Genomic DNA, 25,833 nt, shown 5'->3' with positions numbered 1-25,833 from the left:
CGACGAACCAGCAATGAAAAATTTTCATATTACTACTATAAATGATTTGGCGATCAAAGTGAACAAATTCGGACATAAAAGTTCATTATCAGCATAATAAGAATTGTTTGTTATGAACTGTTAAATTATACTGAAAAGTTTGCGGTTATGCAAAACGATGGTAAAATAATGATATTTGAAATTTACATTTTTGAAATTCACAAGAGTACTGGGGGAATACCATGTCAAGCAACCGCAGAATCGGCATCATCGATATCGGCTCTAACTCGATTCGACTTGTTATCTACGAAATCAATTCCCTTCAAGCATATAGAGTCATCGGCGAGTTTAAGCAATCGGCACGGTTGAGTCAAAGAATAAACAGCGACAATACGCTAAGCCGCGAGGACATCCAGTCCATCGTTGCTATACTGAAGCAGTTTCAGCGGATCTGCACCGCTAACCAGGTGGAAGAGATTCGCGCCGCTGCCACAGCGGCTATCCGCAATGCCGCCAACTCGCAGCAAATTATAAGCGAGCTGCAGGAATACAGCGGAATCCGGGTAGAGCTGCTCTCTGGGGAAGACGAAGCCCGCATCGGCTTTCTCGGTATGATCCATTCACTCGATATTCCCGACGGGATATTGATCGATATCGGCGGCGGCAGCACCGAGGTCTCCTTATTCCGGCAGCGTAAGCTCGTCCGCAGCGTCTCCTTCCCTTTCGGTGCGGTGAACACGACGCGGCGGTTTTCGGCGGACGGCGATTTCTCCGAAGAGAAGCTGCTGTCGATCCGGCAAATGGTCCGTGAAGCTATTGGCGGCGAGCGCTGGATTACGGAGCACCCCGGGCTCCCGATGATCGGCCTTGGCGGTACCATCCGCAGCTTGTGCAAGATCAACCAGAAGAAGCACAAATATTCTCTGCCTCTCACGCACAATTATCCGATGTCCGCAGAGGAAATGGCGGAATTGATGAGCTGGCTTCCCTCCCTCCCGGCGGAAAAAAGAAAGAAAGTGGACGGCTTGTCCAAAGACCGTTTCGACATTATCGTGCCGGGCTTGACGATCCTCGATACTCTGTTCAAGGAAAGCGGCTGCAGCCACTACGTTATTAGCGGTGCAGGGCTGCGGGACGGGCTGTTTCAAGAAGCCTATTTAACGGATAACTCCGCCATCGGGTTGAATATGCCGGAGAGAAGCGCGCGCAATATGCTCGCTCTGCATTCCTGCTCTCCGATGGCTCATTTGGAGCAGGTTGCCTCCAGCGCATTGACGTTGTTCGATGCCCTGCAGCAGACTCACGGCTATGACGCAAGAGTCCGGCTATGTCTGCATATCGCGGCTTTATTGTACCGGATCGGCGTTTCCATGACGTACTACCAATTCTCCAAGCATTCGTTCTATATGATTGCCCACAGCCGGCTGGATGGTCTGACCCACCGCGAAACGGTGCTGTGCGCCGCCATCGCCTCCTACAAGGCCAAGAGCAGGGTTCAGCAGCTGTACGCTCAATTCAAGGATGTTTTGCTTGAGACGGACATCGATGTCATCGTAAAGCTGGGCAGCCTGCTTCAGCTCGCCATTGCTATGGATAGCTCGGAAACACAGGTGCTTCCGGTCCGGAGCGCAGCCGTCACACTGGATAAAGAGCTGGACATTACGGTACAAACGCAAAACGATCCCTCTATCGAATATAATGAGATCGCCGCCTTGAATAAAGATTTTAAGAAAATATGGGGTCTCAAGCTTACACTTCTTGATGCTTCCTCGTTTTCCACGAACTGATCTTCATCGCTTCAAACTGGCTTCTTAGCGGCTTCTCCTCATTGGAGACCCGCTGATACATTCCGTTCGATTGGAGAATCCGGGCCTTGACGTTATCGTTGAGGCTCAGCTCCAATATGCGGATGAGCGACTCCTGAATATCCTTATCGAACACAGGACACATCAGCTCAATGCGGCGTGTCAAATTCCGCGTCATCCAGTCCGCGCTGGCAATATAAATTTCCCGATCCCCGTCGTTCTCGAAATAAAAAATTCGCGAATGCTCCAGAAAACGGTCTACGATGCTCAGGATCCGTATGTTCTCGCTTAAGCCCGGCACACCGGGACGCAAGCAGCAGACGCCGCGGACGATGAGGTCGATTTTGACTCCGGCCTTGGAGGCTTCGTACAGCTCGTCAACCATTTGCTGATTGGACAAGGAGTTAAACTTCGCGATAATCCGCGCCGGCTTGCCCTGCAAAGCGTGCTCGGCCTCGCGTCGGATTTTATCATACAGCTTATCCTTCATGTCGTTAGGGGCAACCCCGAACGCCTTCCAATTGTGCGGAGCCGAATAGCCCGTCACCTCGTTGAACAAGGCGGAGGCGTCCTCGCCTATGACGGAATGCGATGTGAACAGCCCGATATCCGTATACAATTTGGCGGTATTATCGTTATAATTGCCTGTCCCGACATGCACATACCGTCGCAATCCATCCGGCTCTTGGCGGACGACCAGCGTGATCTTGGCATGCGTCTTCAAGCCGACCAATCCGTACACGACGTGACATCCGGCCTGCTCCAGCTTTCTCGCCCAAGCGATATTCCGCTCTTCGTCGAACCTGGCTTTGAGCTCTACGACTACCGTGACCTGCTTGCCGGACTCTGCCGCACGGGCTAGAGCCAGAATTAACGGGGAGTTGCCGCTGACACGGTACAGAGTCATTTTGATCGCCAATACTTGAGGATCATAAGCCGCATTGCATATAAAGTCCGTTATCGCATCGAACGATTCAAAAGGGTGGTACACGAGCACGTCCTGCTCCCGCAGCTTACCGAACATATCGTCGGACTCCAAAAGCTCGGCAGGATATTTCGGCTCAATAGGCTTGTAACGAAGGTAATCGTAGCCTTTAAGGGAGCCTGACAGCTTCATAAAGTAGGTCAAGTCCAAAGGACCGTCGATTTCAAAAATGTTGTCAACGATTTCAAACTCGTCCTGCAATTGATCCAGAGCATACGGATGTATCCCCTTCTGCACTTCAAGACGAACCGGAGAGCCCCATCTTCTGCGGCGCAGCTCCTTCTCGATCTCCTCGAGCAAATCCTCCGCTCCTTCTTCGTTCAGCGTCAGGTCGGCATTGCGCGTAAGCCTGAAGCCATGAACGGCGATAGGGATATACCCGGAGAACAGTGTCTGGATGTGGTGCTCGATCAGCTCCTCCAGCAGCACGTATTCATGCTTTTTACTGTTGGTACGGGCAGGTACCTCAATATAACGGGCTAAATTCGACGGAACCTGGACGATGGCGAAGTAAGGCTCATCCTCGGGATCGTCTCCCTCCTTCATCAGTACGACCGCCAAATATAGCGCCTGGGTATGAACTAGCGGAAAAGGACGGCTCTGGTCGACCGCCATCGGAGTCAATACCGGAAAAATAATTTCATGATAATACTCGTCCATCGCTTTGCGCTGAGTAAGATTCAGATCTTCATAATCTGTAAATATAATGCCTTCTTTGGTCAGCTGCCGGGAAATATCCCGAAATGTTTTATACTGATCGGCAACCATTTTTGACGAACGCTTCATAATTCGCTTGAATAAGCCTGCAGGGGTATAACCTGTAAAATCTTTTTTAATATATCCCGCTTTGATCTGATCCTTCACGCCCGCCACGCGGACACTCATGAACTCGTCCAGATTGGACGATACGATCGAAAGAAACTTCATTCTTTCGAGCAGCGGCGTTTCAGGGTCCTGCGCTTCTTCCAGCACGCGCCAATTAAATTCAATCCAGCTTAAATCGCGATTCAAATAATTCGATGATGCTTCTCTTTCTCTCGGCGTCATCTCTTTCATATCGTTACGTAACCTCCATCAATTTCGTCCGGATGCGAAAATGAATCTTCTTTTGCTTCAGACGCCATATCGTTTACATTCTACTTATTTCATGGTAGTTCGACATTGTCATCGGAGATTATTAACTTTGTAAATTTTATGTAAAGACGCCGTATCTATTCCTTATTCGTCGTTTCTTTTTGAAGAAGAGCGAACAGTTCCGGTGCCGCTCTATCGATTCTCGCGGGCTTCCACTCCCGGTTTAGCCAGACGTGACGGGTGCCGCCGCTGACGAGCAGCTCCTCTTCGCGCCAAATTTCCGATGTGAATTGCAGACGCAAATGGGTAAAATCTTCAATACGAGTCCGTATCGTGATAAAGTCGTCATATTTCGCAGGCAGCTTAAACTTCATCTCCGCCTCGATTACCGGCAGCAGAAGGCCTAGCTCCTCAATCTTCTGATAAGGCATCCCTAGTGACCGTATAAGCTCTGTACGGCCGATTTCAAACCAGTTTAAATAGTTGGCATGGTAGACGACGCCCATTTGGTCGGTCTCCTGGTAACGTACTCTTAGCTGATGCTCAAACCACGATGATGCAGCCACATGTTGTCCCTCCTGATTCTAGTATTGCCCGTAGGATGAAAAAAGAGTGAAACCGATGTAGGAACGTCGACTTCACTCTGGGGGATGGGGCGTGTATGGTTTCAAAAAGAAATGGTTGAAAACTAGGCTTCCGTGAGAAGGGATGTACCTCCAGCTGCTGTTGAACATGGATTTCTTTCAATGAGCAGTTTCAGGGGGAAATCCATGTTCAAAGGCAGCACGTAAACTTTCCGGTACATTCCCTTACTCACTGTTCGCATTTTCAACTACAAGATTCAAAAACCATTCACGCCCCGTTTATATTACAATACGCGGGCACGACCGGAGTAAATAACGCCCACTTCCGGATAAATCGACACTTCAGCGCCGTCCTTGATCAAAGTCAATGCGCCCTCGACGCCAACGATAACAGGCTTGCTCAAGCTGATCCCTACAACCGCTGCGTGAGAAGTAATCCCGCCGGTTTCGGTAATCAGAGCCGCCGCTTTCTGAATGGCAGGCATGTACTCCTTATCCGTTGTTCCCGTAACAAGGATACAGCCCTCGACCGCTTTCGCGTTCGCTTCTTCCGCCGTATTAGCCGCTACGACTTTGCCTGTAGCGATCTGCGTGCCGATACCTTGGCCTTTAGCGATCATTTCGCCGATTTGATGCACCTTGATCAGGTTCGTCGTTCCAGAGCGGCCTACAGGTACGCCAGCCGTAATAACAACGGTATCACCAAGGCTGACATGGCCTGCTTTCACGCTGCTGTCCACTGCATGCTCGAACAGCTCGTCCGTCGTTAGGCAGTGCTCTCCCTTAACCGGAACAACGCCCCATACAAGCGACAGGCGGCGCAGCACTTGCTCGTTAGGCGTAACCGCGATGATAGGCGCTTTCGGACGGTATTTGGACACCATACGCGCCGTATAACCGCTCTCGGTAGCCGTCAAAATCGCTTTTGCGTCCAAATCCAGGGCGGAGTTGGCAACAGCTTGGCTGATTGCTTCCGTAACGGTTTTTTGCTGCGCATTGCTTTGACGGATGAAAATTTCGCGGTGCTCAAGAGCCGTCTCCGCACGCTCGGCGATTTTGGCCATCGTCATTACGGACTCGATAGGGTATTTCCCTGCCGCCGTTTCGCCGGACAGCATGACCGCGTCGGTTCCGTCGAAAATCGCGTTCGCCACGTCGCTTGCTTCCGCACGGGTAGGGCGCGGATTGCGCTGCATAGAGTCAAGCATCATCGTAGCCGTAATAACCGGTTTGCCGGCTTGGTTACATTTTTTGATCATCGCTTTTTGCACGATAGGCACATCTTCCGCCGGGATTTCTACGCCCAAGTCTCCGCGAGCAACCATCAGGCCGTCGGACACTTCCAAAATTTCGTCCAGGTTCTCTACGCCTTCCTGGTTCTCGATTTTGGAAATAATCTGAATGTGGTTGGCATTGTGACGTTCCAGAATTTCACGGATTTCAATGACGTCGCTCGCTTTGCGCACGAACGAAGCAGCGATGAAGTCCACTCCCTGCTCGATACCGAAAATAATATCGTTAGCGTCCTTTTCCGTAATGCCCGGCAGGTTGATCTTCACGCCCGGCACGTTAACGCCTTTCTTTCCGCCCAGCAAACCGCCGTTAACGATTCGGCATTTGATTTCGTTGCTAGTCAAGTCAACGACTTCCAGACCGATCAAACCGTCGTCGATCAAAATCGTTGAGCCAATTTTTACGTCCTTCGGCAAATCTTTATAAGTAATGTGTACACGCTCGGCGTCGCCTAGCACATCCTCAGTTGTAAGAGTAATAAAGTTATCTTGAACCAACTCGACCTTCTGGTCGTCCTTCAATTTGCCAGTACGGATCTCAGGACCTTTCGTGTCGAGCAAAATTGCCACGTTCTTGCCGAGCTCTGCACATGCTTGACGCACGTTGCGGATCCGGTTGCCATGCTCCTCGAAGTCTCCGTGGGAGAAATTGAGCCTGCACACGTTCATCCCGGCATTAATGAGCTTCTTGAACATGTCGAGCGATTCGCTCACCGGTCCGATCGTACATACAATTTTCGTTTTACGCATGATTGTGATTACCCTCCTGAATGTAAGTGAACCTACCGATTTTTCTGAATTTGTTATAGCGATCTTCTATTAAATCCTTCTCTGAGAGAAGAAGCAATTCCTGCAAATGTTTCGTTAAGGTTTCTTTAATGACCTCTGCCTGTCGGGCAAGATCACGATGGGCTCCGCCGCGCGGCTCCGGAATCACTTCATCTATGACGCCGAGGGCATGGATGTGCTCCGCCGTAATTTTCATAGCGGCCGCCGTTTCGCCTGCTTTCGAGGCATCCTTGTACAAAATCGAGGATGCAGCTTCCGGCGTACTAACGGAATAAATCGCATTTTCCAGCATGAACACGCGGTTTCCGACCCCGAGGGCCAATGCGCCGCCGCTGCCGCCTTCGCCGACAACCACGCAAAGGATCGGCACGCCGAAGGAAGCCATCTCCATCAAGTTTCTGGCGATCGCTTCACTCTGTCCCCGCTCTTCCGCCGCACCGCCCGGATAAGCTCCCGGGGTATCGATAAACGTGATGATCGGGCGTTTGAACTTGTTGGCCTGCTGCATCAAGCGCAGTCCTTTGCGGAATCCTTCCGGATGCGGCATACCGAAGTGGCGGGCGATATTATCCTTCGTATCTTTCCCCTTCTGGTGGCCTACAACTGTAACGGGAATGCCATTCAATCTCGCCAGTCCGCCTACAATCGCCAAATCATCTCCATAGTGACGATCGCCGTGCAGCTCCATGAAGTCCGTAAAAATATGCTGAATGTAATCCAGCGTCGTCGGCCTTTGCGGATGGCGGGCCAGCTGCATTTTCTCCGCCGTCGTCATATTGCTGTACAGCTCGGCGGCCAGCTGCTCGTAGCGCTGCTCCAGCTTTGCGATTTCATCCGTAAAATCGATTTGTTTCTCCGTCCCGAACTTGCGCAGCTCCTCTATCTTCGCTTTCAGCTCGAGAAGCGGCTGTTCAAAGGGCAATTCACCGGCCATTTGCCAAATCCCCCTTTACAACATGCAGATCCAGCAGTCGGGTCAGCGTGTTCTTGATCTCTTTGCGTACTACGACCATATCTACTTGTCCATGATTTAAGTTAAATTCCGCCGTCTGGAAATTATCCGGAAGCTTCTGGCGGATCGTTTGCTCAATAACCCGTTTACCTGTAAAACCAAAGGCGGCACCCGGTTCCGCGATAATATAATCACCAAGCATTGCAAAGCTTGCCGATACCCCGCCGAACGTCGGATCGGTAATTACGGATATATAGAGTCCGCCCTGCTCGTTGAAACGGGCTACGGCAGCACTCGTCTTGGCCATCTGCATCAAGCTGAGAATACTCTCCTGCATTCTTGCGCCGCCCGATGTCGAAAAGATGATCAGCGGATATTGCTTTTGCATAGCATGCTCGATTGCGTTCGTAATCTTCTCGCCGACAACCGATCCGAGCGATCCGCCCATGAAATCGAAGCTCATGCAGGCTACAACGACCGGAAATCCGCCAATCGTTCCTTCGCCTGTAATTACAGCGTCGTTCATGCCGGTGGCATCTACCGCTTTGCGGTATTTCCCTACGTAATCCGGAAACCCCAAAGGATCCTCCGAAGCCAGTTCGGCGTCGTATTCAAAAAAGCGGCCCTCATCCATCACCATCTGAATGCGTTCGACCGCGCTAAGTTTGAAGTGATACCCGCAGGAGGTACATACCTTCAAGTTTTTGTCCAATTCCTTTGTAAACTGAATCGCAGCGCATCGAGGACATTTATTCATTAAGCCTTCGGGAATTTCTCTCTTCGGCTTATCCTCGGGGATGATTTCTCCGCCGTCACCGGATTGGGTAACTGTACGGTTTGCGCTAGGAATTGTTGCATATTTTCTCTTCTTCTGAAACAAATCTATAAATGACACGTTTACACCTCGCTTGCGGTTGATGTTCAAATGCGGTCCTTCCGGAGCTTAAGATCTATGCAGTATGGAATTCAACACATCTTGAACTTCTTCCAGTTCACCTTCCGGGACTAAGATTTCAAATTGATTTTTCGTCATGTTAATGGCCCGTACCTGAACAAGAAAGCCCTCTTCCGTCAGTTTCTGCTTGATTCTGTCTGCAATTTTTGTAGTAGGAGCTATATATATAACGGTCCACATGAAAAAAGACCTCCCGAACATAATGCACTAATGATATCATATCTTCACTTTTTCCCGCAAGAAAGGGTTGCAAGCGTCCTCGCGGGCGGTATGGCGCGCCTTCCGGATCGATTCGAATCCGGTCGAACTTTCTCCTATTACGCCGCGCTATAACGGACAACCAGAAGATATAACCGTGCCATGTTCGGGCTTTTTCGTGCGATTATTGGCTGAAACGAACGGTTAGGGTGCTGCGTCTTGGACATCTTCATCTCCGGATGCAGCCGGCTCCGGTTTGTCAGTGCCGCTTGATGCCGCCGCTTCCATGTCGAGCCGGTCCTGATGCTTGTGGGCGATTCGGGCAGACGCAGCCGCAGCCAACCCTGCCACGAGATCGTCGAGAAATACGTGAATATGGGATTTATTGTCGTTCAGCTCGCGAATGATGCCGATCTTTTCCTTATCCAAATAGCCGAAGCTGGTCAAACCGATCATACCGTATACATGAACGATTCCGAGAGCCAGCGTCTCGTCGACGCCATACAGCGATTCGTCCCGCTCCATTATCGATTGAAGCGGCTCGGGAAGCAGCTTTTTCTCAGCCAATTCATCCAGTGCGATACCTGTACATAACGAATATTGAACCTCGCGCTTCTTCAGGATGGCCAGCACGCTGTCGACGCAGGCTTCTTTTTTCAATTGAGGATTGTACGGAAGCTGCAGCTTCCATACGATATCGGCGATGCGTTCGATCGTTACGCCCCGTTTTTCCAACCATTCGACAATGTGCTGATGCGACATGAAACAACGCCTCCTCTGGAATCCATCTACTAACCGGAGTCAATGTCCCTGGACTCGTGCCAACTCATCCTAGTAAGTGTCAGGACAAGCTGTTAAGACAACGAACGGCGTCTTTGGAAGCAGCCGCTGCCGTTGCTTACGATCATGGGAAATCGTATTCGATGCCAAAGACGATCCGGGTTACTAAATGTATGCTTAGGAGGCGTTGATTATTTCACTTTTACGGTTTCTTTACCTAGCAGTTCTTCCATTGCTTGAAACAGCTTCGGAGAAGGCTTCACTTTGAATTGGTCGCTCAGCCGGAGCGTCTTCTGGCTTTTCTCGTAGTAGAGAATGACCGGGAGCGGACCTTCGTGATCCAGAAGCATCTCCTTGAGGCGCGCAAGCACGTGGGGCTGTTCGTGATCGGCCGATATTTTGACGTACACCCTTTGCTCCCGCGCCTGTCTCGTCCCTGCAGACGCCTGGCTGCCGGATGGAGCCGGCTCTCTGCGCTGCTGCACGGGTGAAGCGGCCTTCGGAGCGCTCTGCACGGCAGCAGCCGTGACCGGCACCGCCGATTTGCCGCCGCCCTGTGCGGCTGCGGTAGGCTGGCTGCGCGCCGTATCCTTCACAGCCGGGCGCCGGGCCGCTTTCTTAGCGAGATCCGGATCGCCGAGGGCAAATACCTGATCCGCCAGCAGCTTCACGTCCTCGTCCCCATGCTGCAGCTTGGCTCTCACGAGCAGCGGTTTGCCCTTTTGCACCAGCGGCGCAAACTGCTTCCATACCTCGGGAAACAGGACGACCTCAACCTTGGCGACGCGGTCCTCCAGCTCCATGAACGCCATCGGCTGCCCTTTCTTGGTGACGATGGTCTTGCTCGTCACTACCATGCCTGCCACGATGACTTCGCTGTGATCGGGCAGCTCCGGCAAATAATGCAGCGGATCGTGGTCCAGCGCACGGAGCGCTTCCTCGTAATCGTCAAGCGGGCTGCCGGAAATGTACAGCCCGAGCAGCTCCTTCTCCAGCTCCAGCTGCTGCGTCATCGTGAACGGCCGAATATCGGGATATTCGACCTCCCAGTTCACTTCTTCGACAAAGCCGAACAAGTGCAGCTGCAGATCGTCGCGCTCCTTGCGCCATTTGACGGCAGCCTCCATCGTGGCTTCGAGCATCGCGAGCTGCTGGGCGCGGTGGCCCGGCAGCGTATCCGTCGCCCCGCTCTGGATGAGCGATTCGAGCACGCGCTTGTTGCACACGCGCAGGTCGACACGCCGGCAAAGGTCGATCAGGCTCTCGTACGGGCCGGCTTCGCCGCCGCGCTGCTGCATGATCGAATCGATCGCATGCGTGCCGACGTTCTTCACCGCCCCTAGGCCGAAGCGGATCGCCGCGCCCGCGCCGGATGTCGTGGCCTCGGCCGCAGCCGTTGGCGCCGTGGCAGACGCAGCCGCCGAAGCCGTTGCGCTGCCTTCGCGGCCCGCCTCCGCAGCGGAGGCGATGGCGTCCTGCTGCCCGGCGGCCTTCGAGCCGGCGCCTCCGCTGTTCGCCACAGGCGTAAAGATGACGCCGCTCTCGTTCACGTCCGGCGGCAGCACGGCGATGCCCATCCGGCGGCATTCGTCGACGTATTCAGCCACTTTGTTGTGGCTGCCCATCACCGCCGTCAGCATCGACGCCATGAACTGCACGGGGTAGTGCGCCTTCAGGTAGGCGGTCTGGAACGCCAGCACCCCGTAAGCCGTCGCATGCGCGCGCGGGAAGCCGTAATCGGCGAAGCGGACGATCATATCGTACACCTTGTTCGCATCGGCTTCCGTATAGCCCTGCGACACGCTGCCCTTGACGAAATGGGCGCGCTCCTCGTCCAATACTTCGCGCTTCTTCTTGCTGACGGCGCGCCGGAGCAAGTCGGCTTCGCCCAGGCTGAAGCCCGCCATTTTGGAAGCAATCTGCATGATTTGCTCCTGGTAGACGATAATGCCGTACGTATCGCGCAGTATCGGCTCCAGGTCCGGATGCGGATACTCCACCTGGATTCGCCCGTGCTTGCCTTGAATGTAACGCGGGATAAATTCCATCGGACCCGGCCGGTACAACGCGTTTACCGAAATAATATCCTCGAATTCGCTAGGCTTGAGATCCTTGAGCACTCTCCTCATCCCCGGAGACTCCAGCTGGAATACGCCGGTGGTATCCCCTCTGCTCAGGAGCTCATAAGTCGCCGGGTCGTCCATCGGCAGCTTGTGGAAGTCGATGTCGGCTCCCGTCTGTTCCTTGACCCATTGCAGCGTCCGTTCGATAATGGACAGCGTTCTCAAGCCGAGGAAGTCCATCTTCAGCAAGCCTATCGACTCGAGATGCTCCATCGGGTATTGCGTAAGCGCCGTCTGCTCATTGCCCTCCTGCAGCGGCACGTACTGCGTCAGCGGCTCGCGCGATATGACTACCCCCGCAGCGTGAGTGGAAGCATGGCGCGGCATGCCCTCCACCTTCATCGCCAGCTGCAGCAGCTCTTCGGTTTTGGGCTGTCGAGCCGCCAGCGCCTTCAGATCGGGGTTCGCCTCGATGGCTTCCGCCAGCGTCATCCCGAGCTGATGCGGGATCATTTTGGCCGCGCGGTCCACCTCGTTATACGGCAGGTTCAGCACCCGCCCGACATCGCGTACGGCCGCTTTGGCCGCCATCGTTCCGAACGTTATGATCTGCGCCACCCGTTCATGGCCGTACTTCCCTACGACGTAATCGATCACCTCGTCGCGCCGCACGTCGTTAAAGTCAATATCGATATCCGGCATCGATACCCGCTCCGGATTCAAAAACCGCTCAAACAGCAAATGATACCGGATCGGATCCACATCCGTAATCCGCAGCACGTAGGCGACAAGGCTTCCCGCCGACGATCCCCTTCCCGGCCCGGTGACGATGCCCTTCTCATGCGCGAAACGGATGAAATCCCACACGATCAAAAAGTAGTCGGAGTAGCCCATCCGCTCGATGACGGAAAGCTCGTAATCCAGTCTCTCGTCGAGACGGCTCCGATAGCTTGCATCCTCCCATTGAGGCAGTTGCGAGTACCGCGACACAAGCCCCTCCCGGCATAGCTCGGCAAGATAGCTCCCTGCTGTCGCATGATCGGGAATCGGCTCAAATTGCGGCAAAATCGAACGGCCGAATTCGAGCTCCAGATTGCAGCGTTCCGCCACGATCCGCGTATTTTTGATAGCCTGCGGAACATGCAGGAACAACCGCTTCATTTCCTCGTCGCTTTTCAAATACAGCTGGGTCGAAGGGAATTTCAGCCGCTCCGTATCGTCGACGGTTTTGCCCGTGCCGATGCACAGCAGTATATCTTGAACCTGAGCGTCCTGCTCTCTCACGTAGTGAACGTCGTTCGTTGCGATAAGCGGGATGCCGGTCTCGGCGCTCAGCTGGATCATGCTCTGCATCACTTTCTTTTGCTCCATCAGACCATGGTCCTGAAGCTCCAGGAAGAAATCGTCTCCGAACATGTCGCGGTACCGGTTTGCCGCCGCCTTGGCCTCCTCGTACCGTCCGTGCAGCAAATGCTGCGATACCTCGCTGCCAAGGCACGAGCTGGTGCATATAAGCCCCTCCGCATGCTGTGCCAAATGATGCGCGTCGATGCGCGGCTTGTAATGATAGCCCTGCAAATGCCCGATGGAGCACAGCTTCATCAAATTGCGGTAGCCGGTCTCGTTCTTGGCAAGCAGGATCAAATGGTAGATCGGCTGCTCCTGCCTTGTTCCTTTGTCTCGGATCGACCCGGCCGTATAGTAAACCTCGCAGCCTATAATCGGCTTGACGCCGTGCTGCTTGCAGGCTTTATAAAAAGGTATGGCGCCGTACATGACGCCATGATCGGTCAGTGCCAGCGCCTTCATGCCGAGCCCGGCCGCTTGTCCAACCAGATCGTCGATGCGCGCCGCGCCGTCCAGCAGACTGTATTCGCTATGTACATGCAGGTGGACGAAGTCACTCACCTAAGGCCGCCTCCCTTTGCCGAAAAACTTTCTTTTTATTTTATCATAATGCGAACACTTGTACCATAGATTAGACAAGTAGGGTTGTCAAAGGTTCACGCAGTGGAAAAAGGAGGCATTCTGGAATGGTCAGCTTTTTGACGAAATGTGTGTTCGATTTTTTCGTAGCGTTCGGAGTCGTGCTCGGGGGCACGATGCTGGGGGGAATTGCCGCCGTACTGATGATGGAACCGCCTACACAGCGAATGCTGCTTATCTCCGAGCAGATCAAAATCTGGGCGCTCGTAGCTGCCGTAGGCGGCACGATCGATCCGCTGCGCGTCATTGAGAGCAATCTGGCCGGAGGCTTCATTTCTCCTGCGATCAAACAAATCTTGCTGATCGTCTTTGCCTTCATCGGGGCGCAGTCCGGCACCGCCTTAATCCAATGGATCTGCAGAGGAGGCGGCACGAGTTGAAGGTTCCACCCTTTGAGCATTACACGGGACTGTTGAAATCGACGGGACTGGTAATTTCGGGAATCATCATCGGAAGCGCTCTGTTCCTGAGCTTGTACCATCATCATTTGAATACCGTCATCATTAAAAATCGGGAGCTTCAGGCAGAGAATGAGCAGCTGCTGACGGATTTGAACGATTTCAAAAAAACGAGAAACCAGCAGAGCACGATCAACCAAATCGATATCGTCGTCGAGCCCGGCGACTTGAATCCGTTGGATAAGGTAACCATGCAGGAGCTCGAAAAGCGTGTCCGCAACGAATTAAGCGTGATCAAAGGACAGAAAATCGCCACCTTCGCCGAAACTCCGCACGTATACCAGCGCCTGCTGTCCAAAAAAACATATCACAACATTCTCGACAAAGATTATGTCGTTAACATAAAGACGATGCTGCTGATCCATACCGAGCTGAAAGTATGGGTCACCGCCGAGGTGTTCAAGAAACCGGTGATGTGATTTTGATAAAGAGGCATGCTCCTTATAAGAAAAAGGCGTCTCGCTTTCATTGCTTTTCCATGGGAAAATCGGTAAAGTTAGATGAGATCGAACGACTAGTTTAAAGGATGTGCCCGTTATTATGGAATGGATTCAAAAAATACTGCCCGTGGTTATCGTTCTCACTCTTCTCGTCTCCCTGTTCTACAGCTTCAAGTCCCGCAGAAGCCAGGATCCGAAGCTGAGAGGGCTGTACGCATCGAGAATGAATATCGCCATGGGCATCATGCTGATTATTATCGCGGTGAGCCAGCTGTTCTTCTTCACCGACTCCAACACCCGTCGCGTATTCGGAGTCGTCTGCTTCCTGCTCGGCATGTTCAACCTGTTCGCAGGCTTGCGCAATCACAGCTACTTTACGCGCCAATAGCGAGACTCGTGCTTGCGACATAGGGTCTTGCAAGCGCGTTTCACACCTAATTCATCAGACCATGAGGTGTCGCTGCACCCGCTGCCCGCCGGTCGAACAGGCCGGTATTAAGCCTGGTCGATGAATTGGGTCGTCAGCATGGCCTTGGCGATTAACGACTGCGAGTGGTAAATTTCCACATCGATTTTACCGAACTTGCGGCTCAGCTCGATCATTTTCGGCACGATTTGGATTTCGCTGTCAATTTGCACCGGCTTGATGAAATACGAAGACATGTTGTCCATCACGAGCTCTCCGTTCTTCACGTCCTGCACGACATGATAGGCCGCTTGTATGGCAAGAATGGTGAGCACTCCCTCGGACAGCGTGCCGAGCCGGTTGATCATCTGCGGGGTAACCGTGCCCCGGAACGTGATCTGCCCTTCCTTCGTCCGCTCCTCGCTGAAGCCCGACCAGATCAAATCCTCGAACGTTTGCCCGTTCTGCGGCTGCCGTTGTATATGCTGCATCGCCTTGAGCACATCTTTGCGGCTGATGACGGCAAGCACCTTCCGATTCGCATCGACAACCGGAAGCAGATCGATCCCTTCCCACACCATCATATGAGCTGCTGACGCTACAGACGTATTAGGACTTCCCGTCAACGGATTGCGGGTCATCAGCTTTTCAATCGTTTGCTCCGGTTCCGCTCCGATCAAATCCTTCGAAGTGATCATTCCAATGACCCGGTTCCATTCGTCGACGACCGGAAACCGCCCGTGACCCGTCCGCTCATGAAGCTGCTGCCAATCCTTCAGCGTATGGTGCCCTTTCAGCACGTATACCTGCATCGGCGACGGAACGATATCCTCGATCAGCAATATTTTCTTCTTGATCAGCCGGTCGTAAATAGCCCGATTGATCATGGACGCCACGGTGAATGTGTCGTAGCTGCTCGAAATGATCGGGAGCTCCAGCTGGTCCGCCAGCTTCTTTACTTCCTCGCTTGTAGAGAATCCCCCTGTAATAAGCACGCCTGCCCCTTGCTCCAGCGCACACGAATGCGCCTTGCTCCGGTTGCCGACGATCAGCAGGCTGCCCGCATCGATATACCGCATCATCGCATCCTGCTGCATGGCGCCTATGACGAATTTGTTCAAGGTTTTGTGGAGTCCCCCGACGCCTCCAAGCACTTCTCCGTCCACCATGTTGACCACTTCGGCAAAGGTCAGCTTGTCGATGTTGTCGCGCAGCTTTTTTTCCACACGGACGGTTCCGACCCGCTCCTTCGTGCTGACCAGCCCCAGGTTGTCCGCTTCCTTAATCGCGCGATAAGCCGTCCCTTCGCTCACTTCCAGCTTTTCGGCAATTTTGCGCACCGATATTTTCGTCCCGATCTTGAGGCTCTCGATATGTTTCAATATTTGCTCGTGCTTGGTTGCCGCATCCTGCATCGCCTGAATCGTATCATCCATCTAATCTGTTACACCCCAATTCGACATTCTGTACCAATCTGTATTATCTTTCATTATAATCGCTTCCCCGCACAAAAAAAAGCCCATTCCCAAAGAACCAGGAACTGGGCAAACGCATAGAATGCTGTATATTGAATTGGAGGTGCCTTCTGTGTATAACCAACCCGAAGAAGTACGGCTGCAAACCTTGTATCAGATGGATCATTCCAGCATCCAGTCTCTGCACAGCAATAAAGAACATATTACGAATCTGTGCAATCAATACTTAAACCATCCTGTACGCGTTCAAACGCTCCACGGCCAAACCTATGACGGCTATATCGTGCATGTCGATCCCGTCCATGTATACTTGAGACCGATGCCCGGCCACGTGCGCGGATTTTTCAGCCCGTTCAACAATTACTACAACGATGTCATTTTGCCGCTGGTGCTGTATGAATTGCTGGTTATTTCCCTGCTGGTCTGATTCATCGACGAAAGAGCCGAATGCCCTTACGTGGGATCGGCTCTTTTCTTTTCGTTATTTTTTGAACTGAAGCACCTTCCGCTTGCCCTGCACCATTTGCTCCAGCTGCCATTTTTTCATCTTCTTGATCTTCGCCATCTCCTGCTTCGACTCTTCGTCCACCCCGATCAGCTCGTGCAGATGAGCCGCAATGACGACAAGCGAGAAGACGATCCACACGATACCGAACACGGTCTGAAGCATCGATTCCGCGTGCAGGTCGAGCCTGGGCACTGCATAAAACAGCATGGCCAGAGCCAGTCCCAAATAAATGACGTGTTTCATTCCTTTCATGACGCGAGTCCCTCCCTCTTACAACTTGTACGATACAGTGTATGAGGCGGAAATCGAAAATATCACCTCCCGGCAGGAAATGCCTCATCCTAATCTCCCGGATTCATTGGGCAAAATGTGGGCAGACGGGCTATAGAGCATTAACGGCTCTCCGCATATTGTGATGATAGAAGGAGAGTGAATCCCGATTTGAAAAAAAGGCGAGAAATGACTCCGTCGTTGTATCAGGCCGTTCTGCGCAGGCGTAAGCGGAAAAGCAAAGCCTTCCTGCCGGTCATCGTGCAATTCACGGGAAAGACGCATAAAAAGAGCGCAGACCAGCTGCAAAAAAAGCTGGGGCGAAAATGCCGGAACAAAGGGCGCCTCAAGCTGATCGGCGGATGGGCGGTGCGCGTATCCCCTGCCTCCCTGCAGACGATTTGCGCTCATAAGCGTGTGACCAAAGTCTATTTGGACCGAAGGAACCGCACCAACCTGAATGTGGCGACCCCGGCCGTAGGGGCTGCGGAAGCGCAAAAAAGCGGCGCCACCGGAAAAGGCGTCGGCATCGCCATCCTCGATACGGGCGTCGCGCCCAGAGCCGATTTGACGAGGCCTGCCAACCGGATCGCGGCCTTCAAGGATTTCGTCAACGGGCGGACGAAGCCCTATGACGATAACGGCCATGGCACGCATGTAGCCGGCGATGCGGCGGGCAACGGCTTCTCGAGCGGCGGCACCTATAAAGGGCCGGCGCCCGAGGCCAAAATCATCGGCGTCAAGGTGCTCGACAGCGAAGGGTCCGGCTACGATTCCACAATTATCCGCGGCATCGAATGGTGCGTCGCCAACCGCAAGCGGTACGGCATCCGCGTGCTCAATCTCTCGCTCGGCAAGCCGGCACTAGAGCCGTGCGCCAACGATCCGCTGTGCAGGGCGATCAACGCCGCGGTCAAAGCCGGCATTGTCGTCACTGTCGCAGCAGGCAACGAAGGACCGGGACGGGAGACCATCTCCTCCCCCGGCACAAGTCCCGACGCCATCACGGTTGGAGCCGTGAACGACCAGGGATCCGTTCGCCAGTCGGACGATCGGGTGGCCGCCTATTCGAGCCGTGGCCCTGCCGCCGGCGGCTTGACGAAGCCGGATCTGCTTGCCCCGGGCAGCAATATCGTGTCCATCAACGTGCCGGGCTCCGTCCTGGACCAGACGCTGCCGCAGAACAAGGTCGGCGCGAACTATATCCGCATGTCCGGCACCAGCTTCGCCGCCCCGATCACGGCAGGTACGGTCGCCCAGGTGCTGCAAAAGCGCCCCGGGCTGAGTCCATCCCAAGTCAAGCAGCTGCTGAAGCGCAACGCGTTCTCGCTGAAGCTTCCCGCCAATACGCAGGGATCGGGCGAGCTGAATGTCCGCTTTCTGAAATAATGCAGGAAGGCTTGGCTTCCGTTTTTGAGAAGAAGGGAAGTCCTATACGAAAAAGACGCCTCCTTACCACGATATCGTCGTGGATGAATGCGTCTTTTTTTCACGCGGAGCATGTCCGCACATAATTCGTGCCGGCTTGGCTTCAAGCCTTATGCGTTCCCCTTGGAAAGCTTGGCCTTAGGCGACGGCCGCCGCAGCTTGCGCATAACTTGTCCATACACGTAAACAAGCAGCCATGGAATGCCGAGACTCAGCACAAACGCGATGACGGTATACAGGATGTACTGCGGCAAATTGCCGGCCTCGGGAATAAACCGCGTGCGCCAGTAGGTCAAAATGGCCGGATGCATCAAATATACGCCGTACGATACGGCTCCGAGCGACAGCAGTACTTTGGACACGGCAGGTGCAAATTTAAGCAGCAGCCTGCCTATCCAGATGAAGCTCATCCCCGCCATCATCGGATACAAATTGAAAATAATTTCGTACCACGTATTGTCGAACACTCGTTTCTGGGTTTGTTCGAGTACGAACAAGCCCATGAAGCTGCACCCGAGCAGGATGCTGACCGGCAGCACCCAGCCGATATGCTTGTTGATCCATGCCGTGAACGCTTCATAATTCATGCCGAGAGATCCGCCCAGCGCAAACAAGCTGAAATAAGTGACGCATAGCGACGGCGTGTTCGCGATCGGCTCTACCCAATGGCTGTAGGAGTAAAAGCCCAATTGAACGGCGATGCCGATAAGAAACAGGTATTTCCGGAACAACGACGAAACGCGGCTCAGCCACAGCATAAGCGGAAAAAGCAGATAAAACTGCACGATAATGATCATAAAGTACAGGTGGTACGAGGCATCAGCCCATGGCAGCAAATCGGCGAATTCGGCCCAATTGACGTGCAGCCCTTTCGGATCGAACACCCACTGATTGTACAGGTAGTAAAAAAACGACCAAATCAAATAAGGAAACAGCACCTGCTTGACGCGCTTCAAATAAAACGTAAACGCTTGCTTCCCGCTCCAGTCGTCGTAATATCGGTAAAACAACACCATCCCGCTAAGAAAAATAAATACGGGAACGGCGAAGTTGCTCAGCTTGTTGATAGACAAGTAAATAAGTTGCGCGGTGCTGCCCCCGGGAAGCTCAACCGTAGCCTCCGAGCTGTTGTGAATAATCATTACAGCCAGGATGGCAAACGCTCTGACGATATCCAGCTCCAATAATTTTGCTTTTTTAACAGCCAACTGATTCCCTATCCTTCCGTTATATAGCTTATGTACCTCTTTGTCTTGCTCTCTGTTTAATATGTAAGATGATCTTCATGCATTGTAACATAAGTAAGGGGTACTCAATCAAATATTACACAAAAACTTAATATTGCGTAGATTTACTTAAAATCACTTAAAAATTATTGTGTATTCAGCATACAATGCCTTATAATACATTCATGTTGCATTAACTTTCTGCAGAGAGGAGCGAACGCATTGTACCAGGAGGAACGGTTAATCGGAATTCTCCAGCATTTGGAGCAGCATCAGCGCATCAGTATCGAGAACATTTGCGAGCTGTTCGACGTCTCTAGAGATACAGCACGCAGAGATATTATCAAGCTGGAGGAGCAGGGAAGCATTTTACGGACTCGAGGAGGCGCCATACTGCCCACGCTCACGAATAAGGTCGCCAACTATAGCGACCGGCTGAGCGACGAAGCGACCACTCAGTCCAAAAAGGCGATAGGCCGGCTGGCCGCTACGCTCATTCATGACGGCGACTATTTGCTGCTGGATGCGTCGACAACCGTACAAAGCGCTGCCGAAAGCATCAGCACGCAAGGACACGTCGTAGTAACCAATTCGATCGATATCGCCGGCATTTTGAACCGTAAAGAAGGCATCGACGTTCATCTGCTTGGCGGCAAGCTGCACCCCGAGCATCGGCTCATCTACGGCGCCAGGGCGCTCGAGATGCTGAAGGACTACCATGTTCACAAGCTGCTGCTCGGCACCTGTGCGATAACGACCGACGGACTGACGAACCCATACGAGGAAGAAGGATTTCTCGTCAGGGAAATGATGCGGCGTGCGGATCAAGTCATCTTATTGGCGGATCGGACGAAATTCGGTAAACGCCAGTTCAACCGCATATCCGGTTTGGAGCAAATAGATATCATTATTACAGACCAAGAGCCGAATGAAGAAATGAAAGAGGCTCTTCACCGGCATGAAATCGATATTTTGATAGCAAAAGGAGATGAGGGATGATGATTAAGCTCATCGTAAGCGATTTGGACGGAACGCTGCTGCAAAGAGGCCATCATATTCACGACAAGGACCGTGCTGCGCTGCACCGGGCGCTGGAAAGCGGCATTCAGCTGTGCTTTGCCTCCGGCCGCATGCACCCGGAAATCGTGCATGTAATGGAAGAGCTGCAGCTTAAAGTGCACTCCGTCTCGCAAAACGGAGCCTACGTTCACTCATCGAACGGCAAGCTGCTGCAGCAGGATACGTTCGATACGGCGCTGATCAGAGAGCTGGCCACCGTCGCATTAGCCATGCCGCTGGTTACGGTAATGTGCGCCCCCGATCATTACGTTCTCACCGAGCTGAACGAAAGGAACGCTCATATAAAGGACAATTTGCTGGCGCCGCTGCATATTATGCCCAATGCAATCGAAGCGATGGGCAGCGAGCTCATGTGCGGCAAGATCACCTATCTGGGCGAGATCGAGCACCTTCTTGTGCTGCAAAAGCAGCTGCTCGGCACCTATGGCGAACGGATCGATGCGTATATTTCCGATGTCGACTGCCTGGATGTCATGCCGAGACACGTCTCGAAGGGGACCGGACTTCGCGCATTGCAGCAGCATCTCGGCATCCTTCCGGAGGAAACGGTCTGTATCGGCGACTCCTTCAACGATGTGCCGATGTTCGCGGTTACGCCCAACAGCTTCGCCATGGCACACAGCCATCCGGAGCTGAAGGCAAAGGCAGCCCGGGAAGCTGCAAGCGTGGCCGACGCCGTCGCCTGGGCGCTGCAGGCCGCGGAAGACGATCCGCTCGGGGAGAAGGCCGCTCTATGAACCGGCTTGTCTGGATTTGCTGCTGCTTCTATTTGCTGATCGGCTGTACCTCCGTCATCGCCGCTGCGTTATTGCCTGAGCTGATGGCTCATTACGGGCGTGACTATGCGGACGGAGGGAACCTAATTTTCGTGCAATTTTTCGGCTTTCTGCTCGGGGTCGTATTCCAGCCCCGCTTGTCGCGGCAGTTCGGCCGAGGCACCATGCTGACTCTGACGCTATGTTTTATTTTGCTCGGTTACCTGATCATCGGCTTTCTGCCGCCATGGCACGTTGTCCTGCTCTGCCTGCCGCTTGTCGGCTTCGGCTCCGGGATCATTGAATCGACGGTAGGCGCGCTCATTATCGACGCTGTCGAAGACAAGAAAGCCGTCGCTATGAGCCGGCTGGAGGTGTTTTTTGGTGCCGGCGCCCTGCTGATGCCGCTTTTGATCAGCTTCCTCATTACGATCGGGCGCTGGGAGCTGACCTTTTTCGGCACGGTGCTGTTTGCGCTCGTCCTTGCGGTATTATGGATCCGGTTCAGTCAATCGAACCAAGCCTTGCTTCAAACGGCAGGCCGTCCTTCTGCGGGCGTTACCGTATCTGTTCCGCGCAAACTCCGGGGATTCGGGCTGGCGGTGCTTCTATGCTGCATAACGCTTTTCTTCATTTATGTCGGACTGGAAATGAGCATTGTCAATTTCCTTCCGTCCATCCTGCTCGAATCGATGCCTATCGACGCCGCCGTCGCTTCGCTCAGCGTCAGCCTGTTCTGGGGAACGATGGTGCTCGGAAGGCTCGCGTGCGGATTTTTGGCCGAAAAGTACGGCTACTCGCGCTATCTGCTCTGGTGTGCAACGGCAACAGTGCTTTTCCTGATCGGCCTGGCTTTAATGAAGGACCTTATCGGTGCTTTCGCCATGATTCTTCTGATCGGCTTGTTCATGTCCGGCCTATTCTCTATCGCACTTATTTATAGTAATTCTTTGTTCCCCGGATTGACGGAGCAAACGACGAGCAAGCTGATTGCGGCAAGCGGCATCGGCGGTGCGGCTTTCTCTTGGCTGACAGGGCGGTTCATGGAGCATGCTTCGATCGCGTTCACGCTGTGGTTCCTTGTTGTCTTGGCTATATTGCTGGTATGCCTTCTTGTTGTGCTGTCCAGGATGAAGCCGGTCGAGACTATGGAGTACAGCTCGACCTGATAGTGGCGCATGCATTACTCACTTAAAAAGCTAAGGCATTTTACGTCTTCCTGCAGCAGAAGCTCCGGGTCCTGTCAGCAAGTATTCACGCTATATGCGCAACAGCCCCTATCGGACCGTACTTCCGCTATTGCACCAAAAAAAGAGTCTAAACGCACCGCTTTCGGACACAGGATCCGTTATTAGCCATCAATACAACGAATATCCATTGTTTTCTAGCGAATAACGGATCTCCTGTCCGATGCATAGCGATTTCAGGCGATTTTAAGAGAAATAACGGATTCTGTGTCCGATCCGCTTTACAAAGCGCCGACATTGCTTGGCGGTATTGCTCTTGCATCTGGATGAAACGATGAAGAGGCGGGCAAGTTGTATGCGATGCCGGATTGGTGATAAGGACATCTTGCCGATGGTGCGCCTGTTGTCTATTGCATCGAACCGGAATACTTCTCGGAAGTTCGGCTCATCCGCCCCCCCAATCCAATAGTTTCCATTGCTGCCGTTGAAGCTCAGACACCCTAAATCGCGTTGGCAGCATTATTCTCTACCATCGATTGCTTAACGTTAACCTGCGCAACAGCAGCAATTGACTTCCCATCCTTGCCATGCATGCAACACCTGTCATAATTGCCACACTTGCTAAAATGAGACCCTCCTGGTGACTCCCAGGCGAACATTTCGGCACTCCGTGAAAGTCGCTCAACCCTCCTCAATCCTCCTTCCCTGCGGACGGAGGGTTCTGCTTTTCCTTAAGGCCGGGCATCCGCCTCTTTTGCATTCATCGCCTTGGCATCGGCACTTGAACATGCTATATTAGGTACTACCTAATATTGTTAGCTTTTACCTAATAACATCCGCAAAGTAAGGTGATTTCATGCTCGTATGGATGCTCAGGCAAGTGATGGCGCAAAAAGGCGTTTGGACCGGCGCCGCACTGGCGCGGCTGCTGAAGGAAAAGGCAGGCTACCGTTTATCTGCGCCGTCGATTAGCGCCCTGCTCACCAGCCAGCCGAAGCAAATGAAGGCGGAGACGCTCGATGCTTTGTGCACCGCGCTCGATTGCACGCCGAACGATTTATGGGTGTTTACCCCTGACGGAAATGTAGCGCAAGGAGGCTAAGGACACGATGGCAGTGAAGACGATCGTCCCTTTCGGGGATTCGATTTTACGGAAAAAAGCTAAGCCCGTTACGGAAATGAACGAGAAAATCATCAAGCTGCTCGACGATATGGCCGATACGCTGTATGACGCGAACGGCAGCGGATTAGCCGCTCCGCAAATCGGCATTTTAAGAAGAGTCGTCGTGATGGATTGCGGGGACGGGCTGATTGAACTGATCAATCCGGAAATATTGGAGATGAGCGGCGAGCAGACCGGTCCCGAAGCATGCTTGTCTTATCCCCATCATTCGGGTGTTGTGAAACGGGCCAATTACGTCAAGATCAAGAGCTTGAACCGGCATGGGGAAGCCTTCATCTTAGAAGGCAAAGATTACCTCGCCCGCTGCATTCAGCACGAGATCGATCATTTGAACGGCGTGCTGTTCGTCGATCATATTAAGAGCGGCTACCTGATTTACGATCCGGCCCGGCAGAGAGTGCCTCTGATGGATGTGCTTCGCTTGACGAATCAGGGATTGTGAGCAAAATTCTCTCTTAAGAATTCGTGAACGTTTCCTGAAGCAAAGGTAACACAAAAACAACGTGCACGAGAGCATGAAGCTCTCGGCACGTTGTTTCTTTTTGAGGCACCTGTCCCTATAAGTTACGAGCCTTTCTTGCCGAACGACTGAACGGCCGTCCACTTCTTCCCTCCATCCTCCGTCTTATACAGGGTGGAAGTCATGTTGGAGCTGCCTGCGAGGAGAAAGCCCTGCTTGTCGCTGATGAACGAAGCCTGGGCGTTCAATCCGGGAATCTGCTGCTCCCCGTTCGTCCAAGTCGTCCCTCCGTCACGGGTCCACCCAGCAGATACGGTGCCGTAATCACCGCAAGGCGGGCACTCGCCGAACAAATACGCCGTATCCGAATTGATCGCAACAAGCTGGCCCGGCTTGGTTCCCGGCCCTTTCGGTCCGACCTGCTCTTCTGTCTTGTAGCCTGGCGCAGGGCCGCCTCCGGCTGTCGAATGGGCTACAACCGTCTTCCATGCCTTGCCTTCATCCTTGCTGTGCAGCAGCGTATACGATGTCTGGCTCATGCCGCTTTCACCGATTAGCAGCACCCACACGTCCTGCGCATTCGTTGCCTGAATCACGGCCTGGGTCACCTGGCTTACGGTTGCATGCGTCCAGACGGTCTTCCACGTCTTGCCTCCATCCTTGGTAAGCTGAATCTGATAATCGGGCTGTTTCATCGTAACCGCCCAGCCCAGATCCTTCGAAACGTAGAACGGCTCCCCTTTGATGTTTGCCGGGACGGGCAGCGAAGTCCATGTCGCTCCTCCGTCCGAGGTATACCGGCTTCCGCTAAAGCCCTCCTTCTCCGAAATAAAACGAAAAGATTTGCTTATGGGCGCCGAGTTGGTCAGCTCCGTCCATTTGGCTCCGCCGTTGACCGTATGAAGCAGGACGGCCGGGGCGGGCTTGCCATCCTGAGCCGGGCTGCCGCTGCCCTGAAGCGGCCTCATCAATGCCCAGCCCGTCGAGCTGTTAAGGAAGGAGAACGATTCGACGTTCCCGCTTCCTCCATATTGCTTCTCCCAGGTTACTCCTCCGTCCTTCGTATGCAGCACGGCTCCCGGACCGCCTGCCCAGCCCTCCGTCGGACTGATGAACTGAACCGCCGATACCGCCGCCTCTTGGGCAGCCGGCTCACCGGCTTGCGACGGTTTGGCCGCCCCTTCTGCATTGCCATCCTTTGGAGCTGCAGGTGCTGTAGGTGCTGTAGGTGCAGGTGTCGCAGTTGCTCCCGGTGCCGCATTATCCGCAGGCGGCTTTCCAGCTGCATCCTCCGTCGGCTCTCCTGCTTTTTGTTCGGATGTATTGGAGCCGGATGGCGATGTATTAGCAGTAGTAGACCGGCTCTCGCAGCCGGCAGACAGTATTAACAGGAACACAGACAGCAGAATTAGAAAACGCGAAGCAATTGCCTGTCTCATACTACACTCTCCTTTGCAAACTTAGAATCAGATTGAACTCGAACAAACCTTGTAATGGCGTCTTCCTTACTACAAT

General features: G+C 53.3%; 23 protein-coding genes. 11 read left to right on the top strand and 12 right to left on the bottom strand.

Annotated features, from left to right (window positions below; genetic code table 11):
- Positions 1-221: 221 nt before the first annotated feature.
- Positions 222-1,766 (top strand): Ppx/GppA phosphatase family protein, encoded by a 1,545-nt coding sequence (locus DVH26_RS08065; protein ID WP_239633028.1) that lies wholly within the window; start codon positions 222-224, stop codon positions 1,764-1,766.
- On the opposite strand, the gene DVH26_RS08060 is transcribed toward DVH26_RS08065, so the two are convergent.
- The 8 genes from DVH26_RS08060 to DVH26_RS08025 all read right to left on the bottom strand — a co-directional run bounded on the left by DVH26_RS08060 (position 1,729) and on the right by DVH26_RS08025 (position 13,364).
- Complete coding sequence (locus tag DVH26_RS08060; RefSeq protein ID WP_239633025.1) at positions 1,729-3,825, bottom strand: RNA degradosome polyphosphate kinase; 2,097 nt, start codon at positions 3,823-3,825, stop codon at positions 1,729-1,731. The two genes, DVH26_RS08065 and DVH26_RS08060, sit on opposite strands and share 38 nt — an antisense overlap.
- 155 nt (positions 3,826-3,980) lie before the next feature.
- Positions 3,981-4,349, bottom strand: coding sequence for an acyl-CoA thioesterase (locus DVH26_RS08055; protein WP_239635312.1), 369 nt, complete (start codon positions 4,347-4,349; stop codon positions 3,981-3,983).
- Positions 4,350-4,711: 362 nt separating this feature from the next.
- The gene (gene pyk / locus DVH26_RS08050) at positions 4,712-6,469 is read right to left on the bottom strand and encodes a pyruvate kinase (protein WP_239633023.1); all 1,758 of its coding nucleotides are present in this window, start codon (positions 6,467-6,469) and stop codon (positions 4,712-4,714) included.
- A complete protein-coding gene (gene accA, locus DVH26_RS08045) occupies positions 6,462-7,442 on the bottom strand; it encodes an acetyl-CoA carboxylase carboxyl transferase subunit alpha (RefSeq protein WP_239633020.1) in 981 nt (326 codons plus the stop codon). Before accA ends, pyk begins: the two co-directional genes overlap by 8 nt.
- On the bottom strand, positions 7,432-8,355 hold the full coding sequence (accD, locus tag DVH26_RS08040) for an acetyl-CoA carboxylase, carboxyltransferase subunit beta (protein ID WP_239635311.1): 924 nt from the start codon (positions 8,353-8,355) through the stop codon (positions 7,432-7,434). The genes accA and accD overlap by 11 nt, the downstream gene beginning before the upstream one ends.
- Positions 8,356-8,403: 48 nt before the next feature.
- The gene (locus DVH26_RS08035) at positions 8,404-8,595 is read right to left on the bottom strand and encodes a glutamate decarboxylase (RefSeq protein ID WP_239633018.1); all 192 of its coding nucleotides are present in this window, start codon (positions 8,593-8,595) and stop codon (positions 8,404-8,406) included.
- A 222-nt stretch (positions 8,596-8,817) separates the two neighbouring features.
- Positions 8,818-9,375, bottom strand: coding sequence for a phosphatidylglycerophosphatase A family protein (locus tag DVH26_RS08030; RefSeq protein ID WP_239633016.1), 558 nt, complete (start codon positions 9,373-9,375; stop codon positions 8,818-8,820).
- Positions 9,376-9,584: 209 nt separating this feature from the next.
- Complete coding sequence (locus DVH26_RS08025; protein ID WP_239633014.1) at positions 9,585-13,364, bottom strand: DNA polymerase III subunit alpha; 3,780 nt, start codon at positions 13,362-13,364, stop codon at positions 9,585-9,587.
- Positions 13,365-13,489: 125 nt separating this feature from the next.
- Between DVH26_RS08025 and DVH26_RS08020 the strand changes: the two genes are divergently transcribed.
- From DVH26_RS08020 to DVH26_RS08010, 3 genes are all read left to right on the top strand, one after another.
- On the top strand, positions 13,490-13,822 hold the full coding sequence (locus DVH26_RS08020) for a YtrH family sporulation protein (RefSeq protein WP_239633012.1): 333 nt from the start codon (positions 13,490-13,492) through the stop codon (positions 13,820-13,822).
- Complete coding sequence (locus DVH26_RS08015; RefSeq protein WP_239633010.1) at positions 13,819-14,319, top strand: sporulation membrane protein YtrI; 501 nt, start codon at positions 13,819-13,821, stop codon at positions 14,317-14,319. The genes DVH26_RS08020 and DVH26_RS08015 overlap by 4 nt, the downstream gene beginning before the upstream one ends.
- 121 nt (positions 14,320-14,440) lie before the next feature.
- Positions 14,441-14,728 carry a YtpI family protein gene (locus tag DVH26_RS08010; protein WP_239633008.1) on the top strand — a complete coding sequence of 96 codons (288 nt, stop codon included), beginning with the start codon at positions 14,441-14,443 and terminating at the stop codon, positions 14,726-14,728.
- A gap of 107 nt (positions 14,729-14,835) precedes the next feature.
- Here the strand turns inward: DVH26_RS08010 and DVH26_RS08005 are convergent, their stop codons facing one another.
- Positions 14,836-16,182 (bottom strand): DRTGG domain-containing protein, encoded by a 1,347-nt coding sequence (locus DVH26_RS08005; protein WP_239633006.1) that lies wholly within the window; start codon positions 16,180-16,182, stop codon positions 14,836-14,838.
- 151 nt (positions 16,183-16,333) lie between these two features.
- On the opposite strand from DVH26_RS08005, the gene DVH26_RS08000 reads away from it, so the two are divergent.
- Entirely contained in the window at positions 16,334-16,648 is a 315-nt protein-coding gene (locus DVH26_RS08000) for a hypothetical protein (protein ID WP_239633004.1), read from the top strand.
- A gap of 54 nt (positions 16,649-16,702) precedes the next feature.
- Here DVH26_RS08000 and DVH26_RS07995 read toward each other — a convergent pair whose 3' ends face one another.
- Complete coding sequence (locus DVH26_RS07995; RefSeq protein ID WP_239633002.1) at positions 16,703-16,981, bottom strand: hypothetical protein; 279 nt, start codon at positions 16,979-16,981, stop codon at positions 16,703-16,705.
- A gap of 189 nt (positions 16,982-17,170) precedes the next feature.
- On the opposite strand from DVH26_RS07995, the gene DVH26_RS07990 reads away from it, so the two are divergent.
- Entirely contained in the window at positions 17,171-18,388 is a 1,218-nt protein-coding gene (locus DVH26_RS07990) for a S8 family peptidase (RefSeq protein ID WP_239633000.1), read from the top strand.
- Positions 18,389-18,537: 149 nt separating this feature from the next.
- Here DVH26_RS07990 and DVH26_RS07985 read toward each other — a convergent pair whose 3' ends face one another.
- Positions 18,538-19,635 (bottom strand): acyltransferase, encoded by a 1,098-nt coding sequence (locus DVH26_RS07985; protein WP_239632998.1) that lies wholly within the window; start codon positions 19,633-19,635, stop codon positions 18,538-18,540.
- A gap of 240 nt (positions 19,636-19,875) precedes the next feature.
- On the opposite strand from DVH26_RS07985, the gene DVH26_RS07980 reads away from it, so the two are divergent.
- The 5 genes from DVH26_RS07980 to def all read left to right on the top strand — a co-directional run bounded on the left by DVH26_RS07980 (position 19,876) and on the right by def (position 24,300).
- Complete coding sequence (locus DVH26_RS07980) at positions 19,876-20,652, top strand: DeoR/GlpR family DNA-binding transcription regulator (protein WP_239632996.1); 777 nt, start codon at positions 19,876-19,878, stop codon at positions 20,650-20,652.
- On the top strand, positions 20,649-21,470 hold the full coding sequence (locus tag DVH26_RS07975) for an HAD family hydrolase (protein ID WP_239632995.1): 822 nt from the start codon (positions 20,649-20,651) through the stop codon (positions 21,468-21,470). Before DVH26_RS07980 ends, DVH26_RS07975 begins: the two co-directional genes overlap by 4 nt.
- Positions 21,467-22,657, top strand: coding sequence for an MFS transporter (locus DVH26_RS07970; protein WP_239632994.1), 1,191 nt, complete (start codon positions 21,467-21,469; stop codon positions 22,655-22,657). Before DVH26_RS07975 ends, DVH26_RS07970 begins: the two co-directional genes overlap by 4 nt.
- A gap of 874 nt (positions 22,658-23,531) precedes the next feature.
- Positions 23,532-23,777: a helix-turn-helix domain-containing protein gene (locus tag DVH26_RS07965; protein WP_239632993.1), complete on the top strand. Its 246-nt coding sequence runs from the start codon at positions 23,532-23,534 to the stop codon at positions 23,775-23,777.
- 7 nt (positions 23,778-23,784) lie between these two features.
- On the top strand, positions 23,785-24,300 hold the full coding sequence (gene def / locus DVH26_RS07960) for a peptide deformylase (protein WP_239632992.1): 516 nt from the start codon (positions 23,785-23,787) through the stop codon (positions 24,298-24,300).
- Positions 24,301-24,422: 122 nt separating this feature from the next.
- Here def and DVH26_RS07955 read toward each other — a convergent pair whose 3' ends face one another.
- Positions 24,423-25,757, bottom strand: coding sequence for a WD40/YVTN/BNR-like repeat-containing protein (locus DVH26_RS07955; protein WP_239632991.1), 1,335 nt, complete (start codon positions 25,755-25,757; stop codon positions 24,423-24,425).
- Between the last annotated feature and the right edge of the window lie 76 nt (positions 25,758-25,833).

Source organism: Paenibacillus sp. H1-7, assembly GCF_022354825.1.
In the GTDB taxonomy this organism is placed as follows: Bacteria; Bacillota; Bacilli; order Paenibacillales; family NBRC-103111; genus Paenibacillus_S.
The sequence above is the reverse complement of the archived record's forward strand: the minus strand, read 5'-3'. Positions and strand labels throughout refer to the sequence as shown.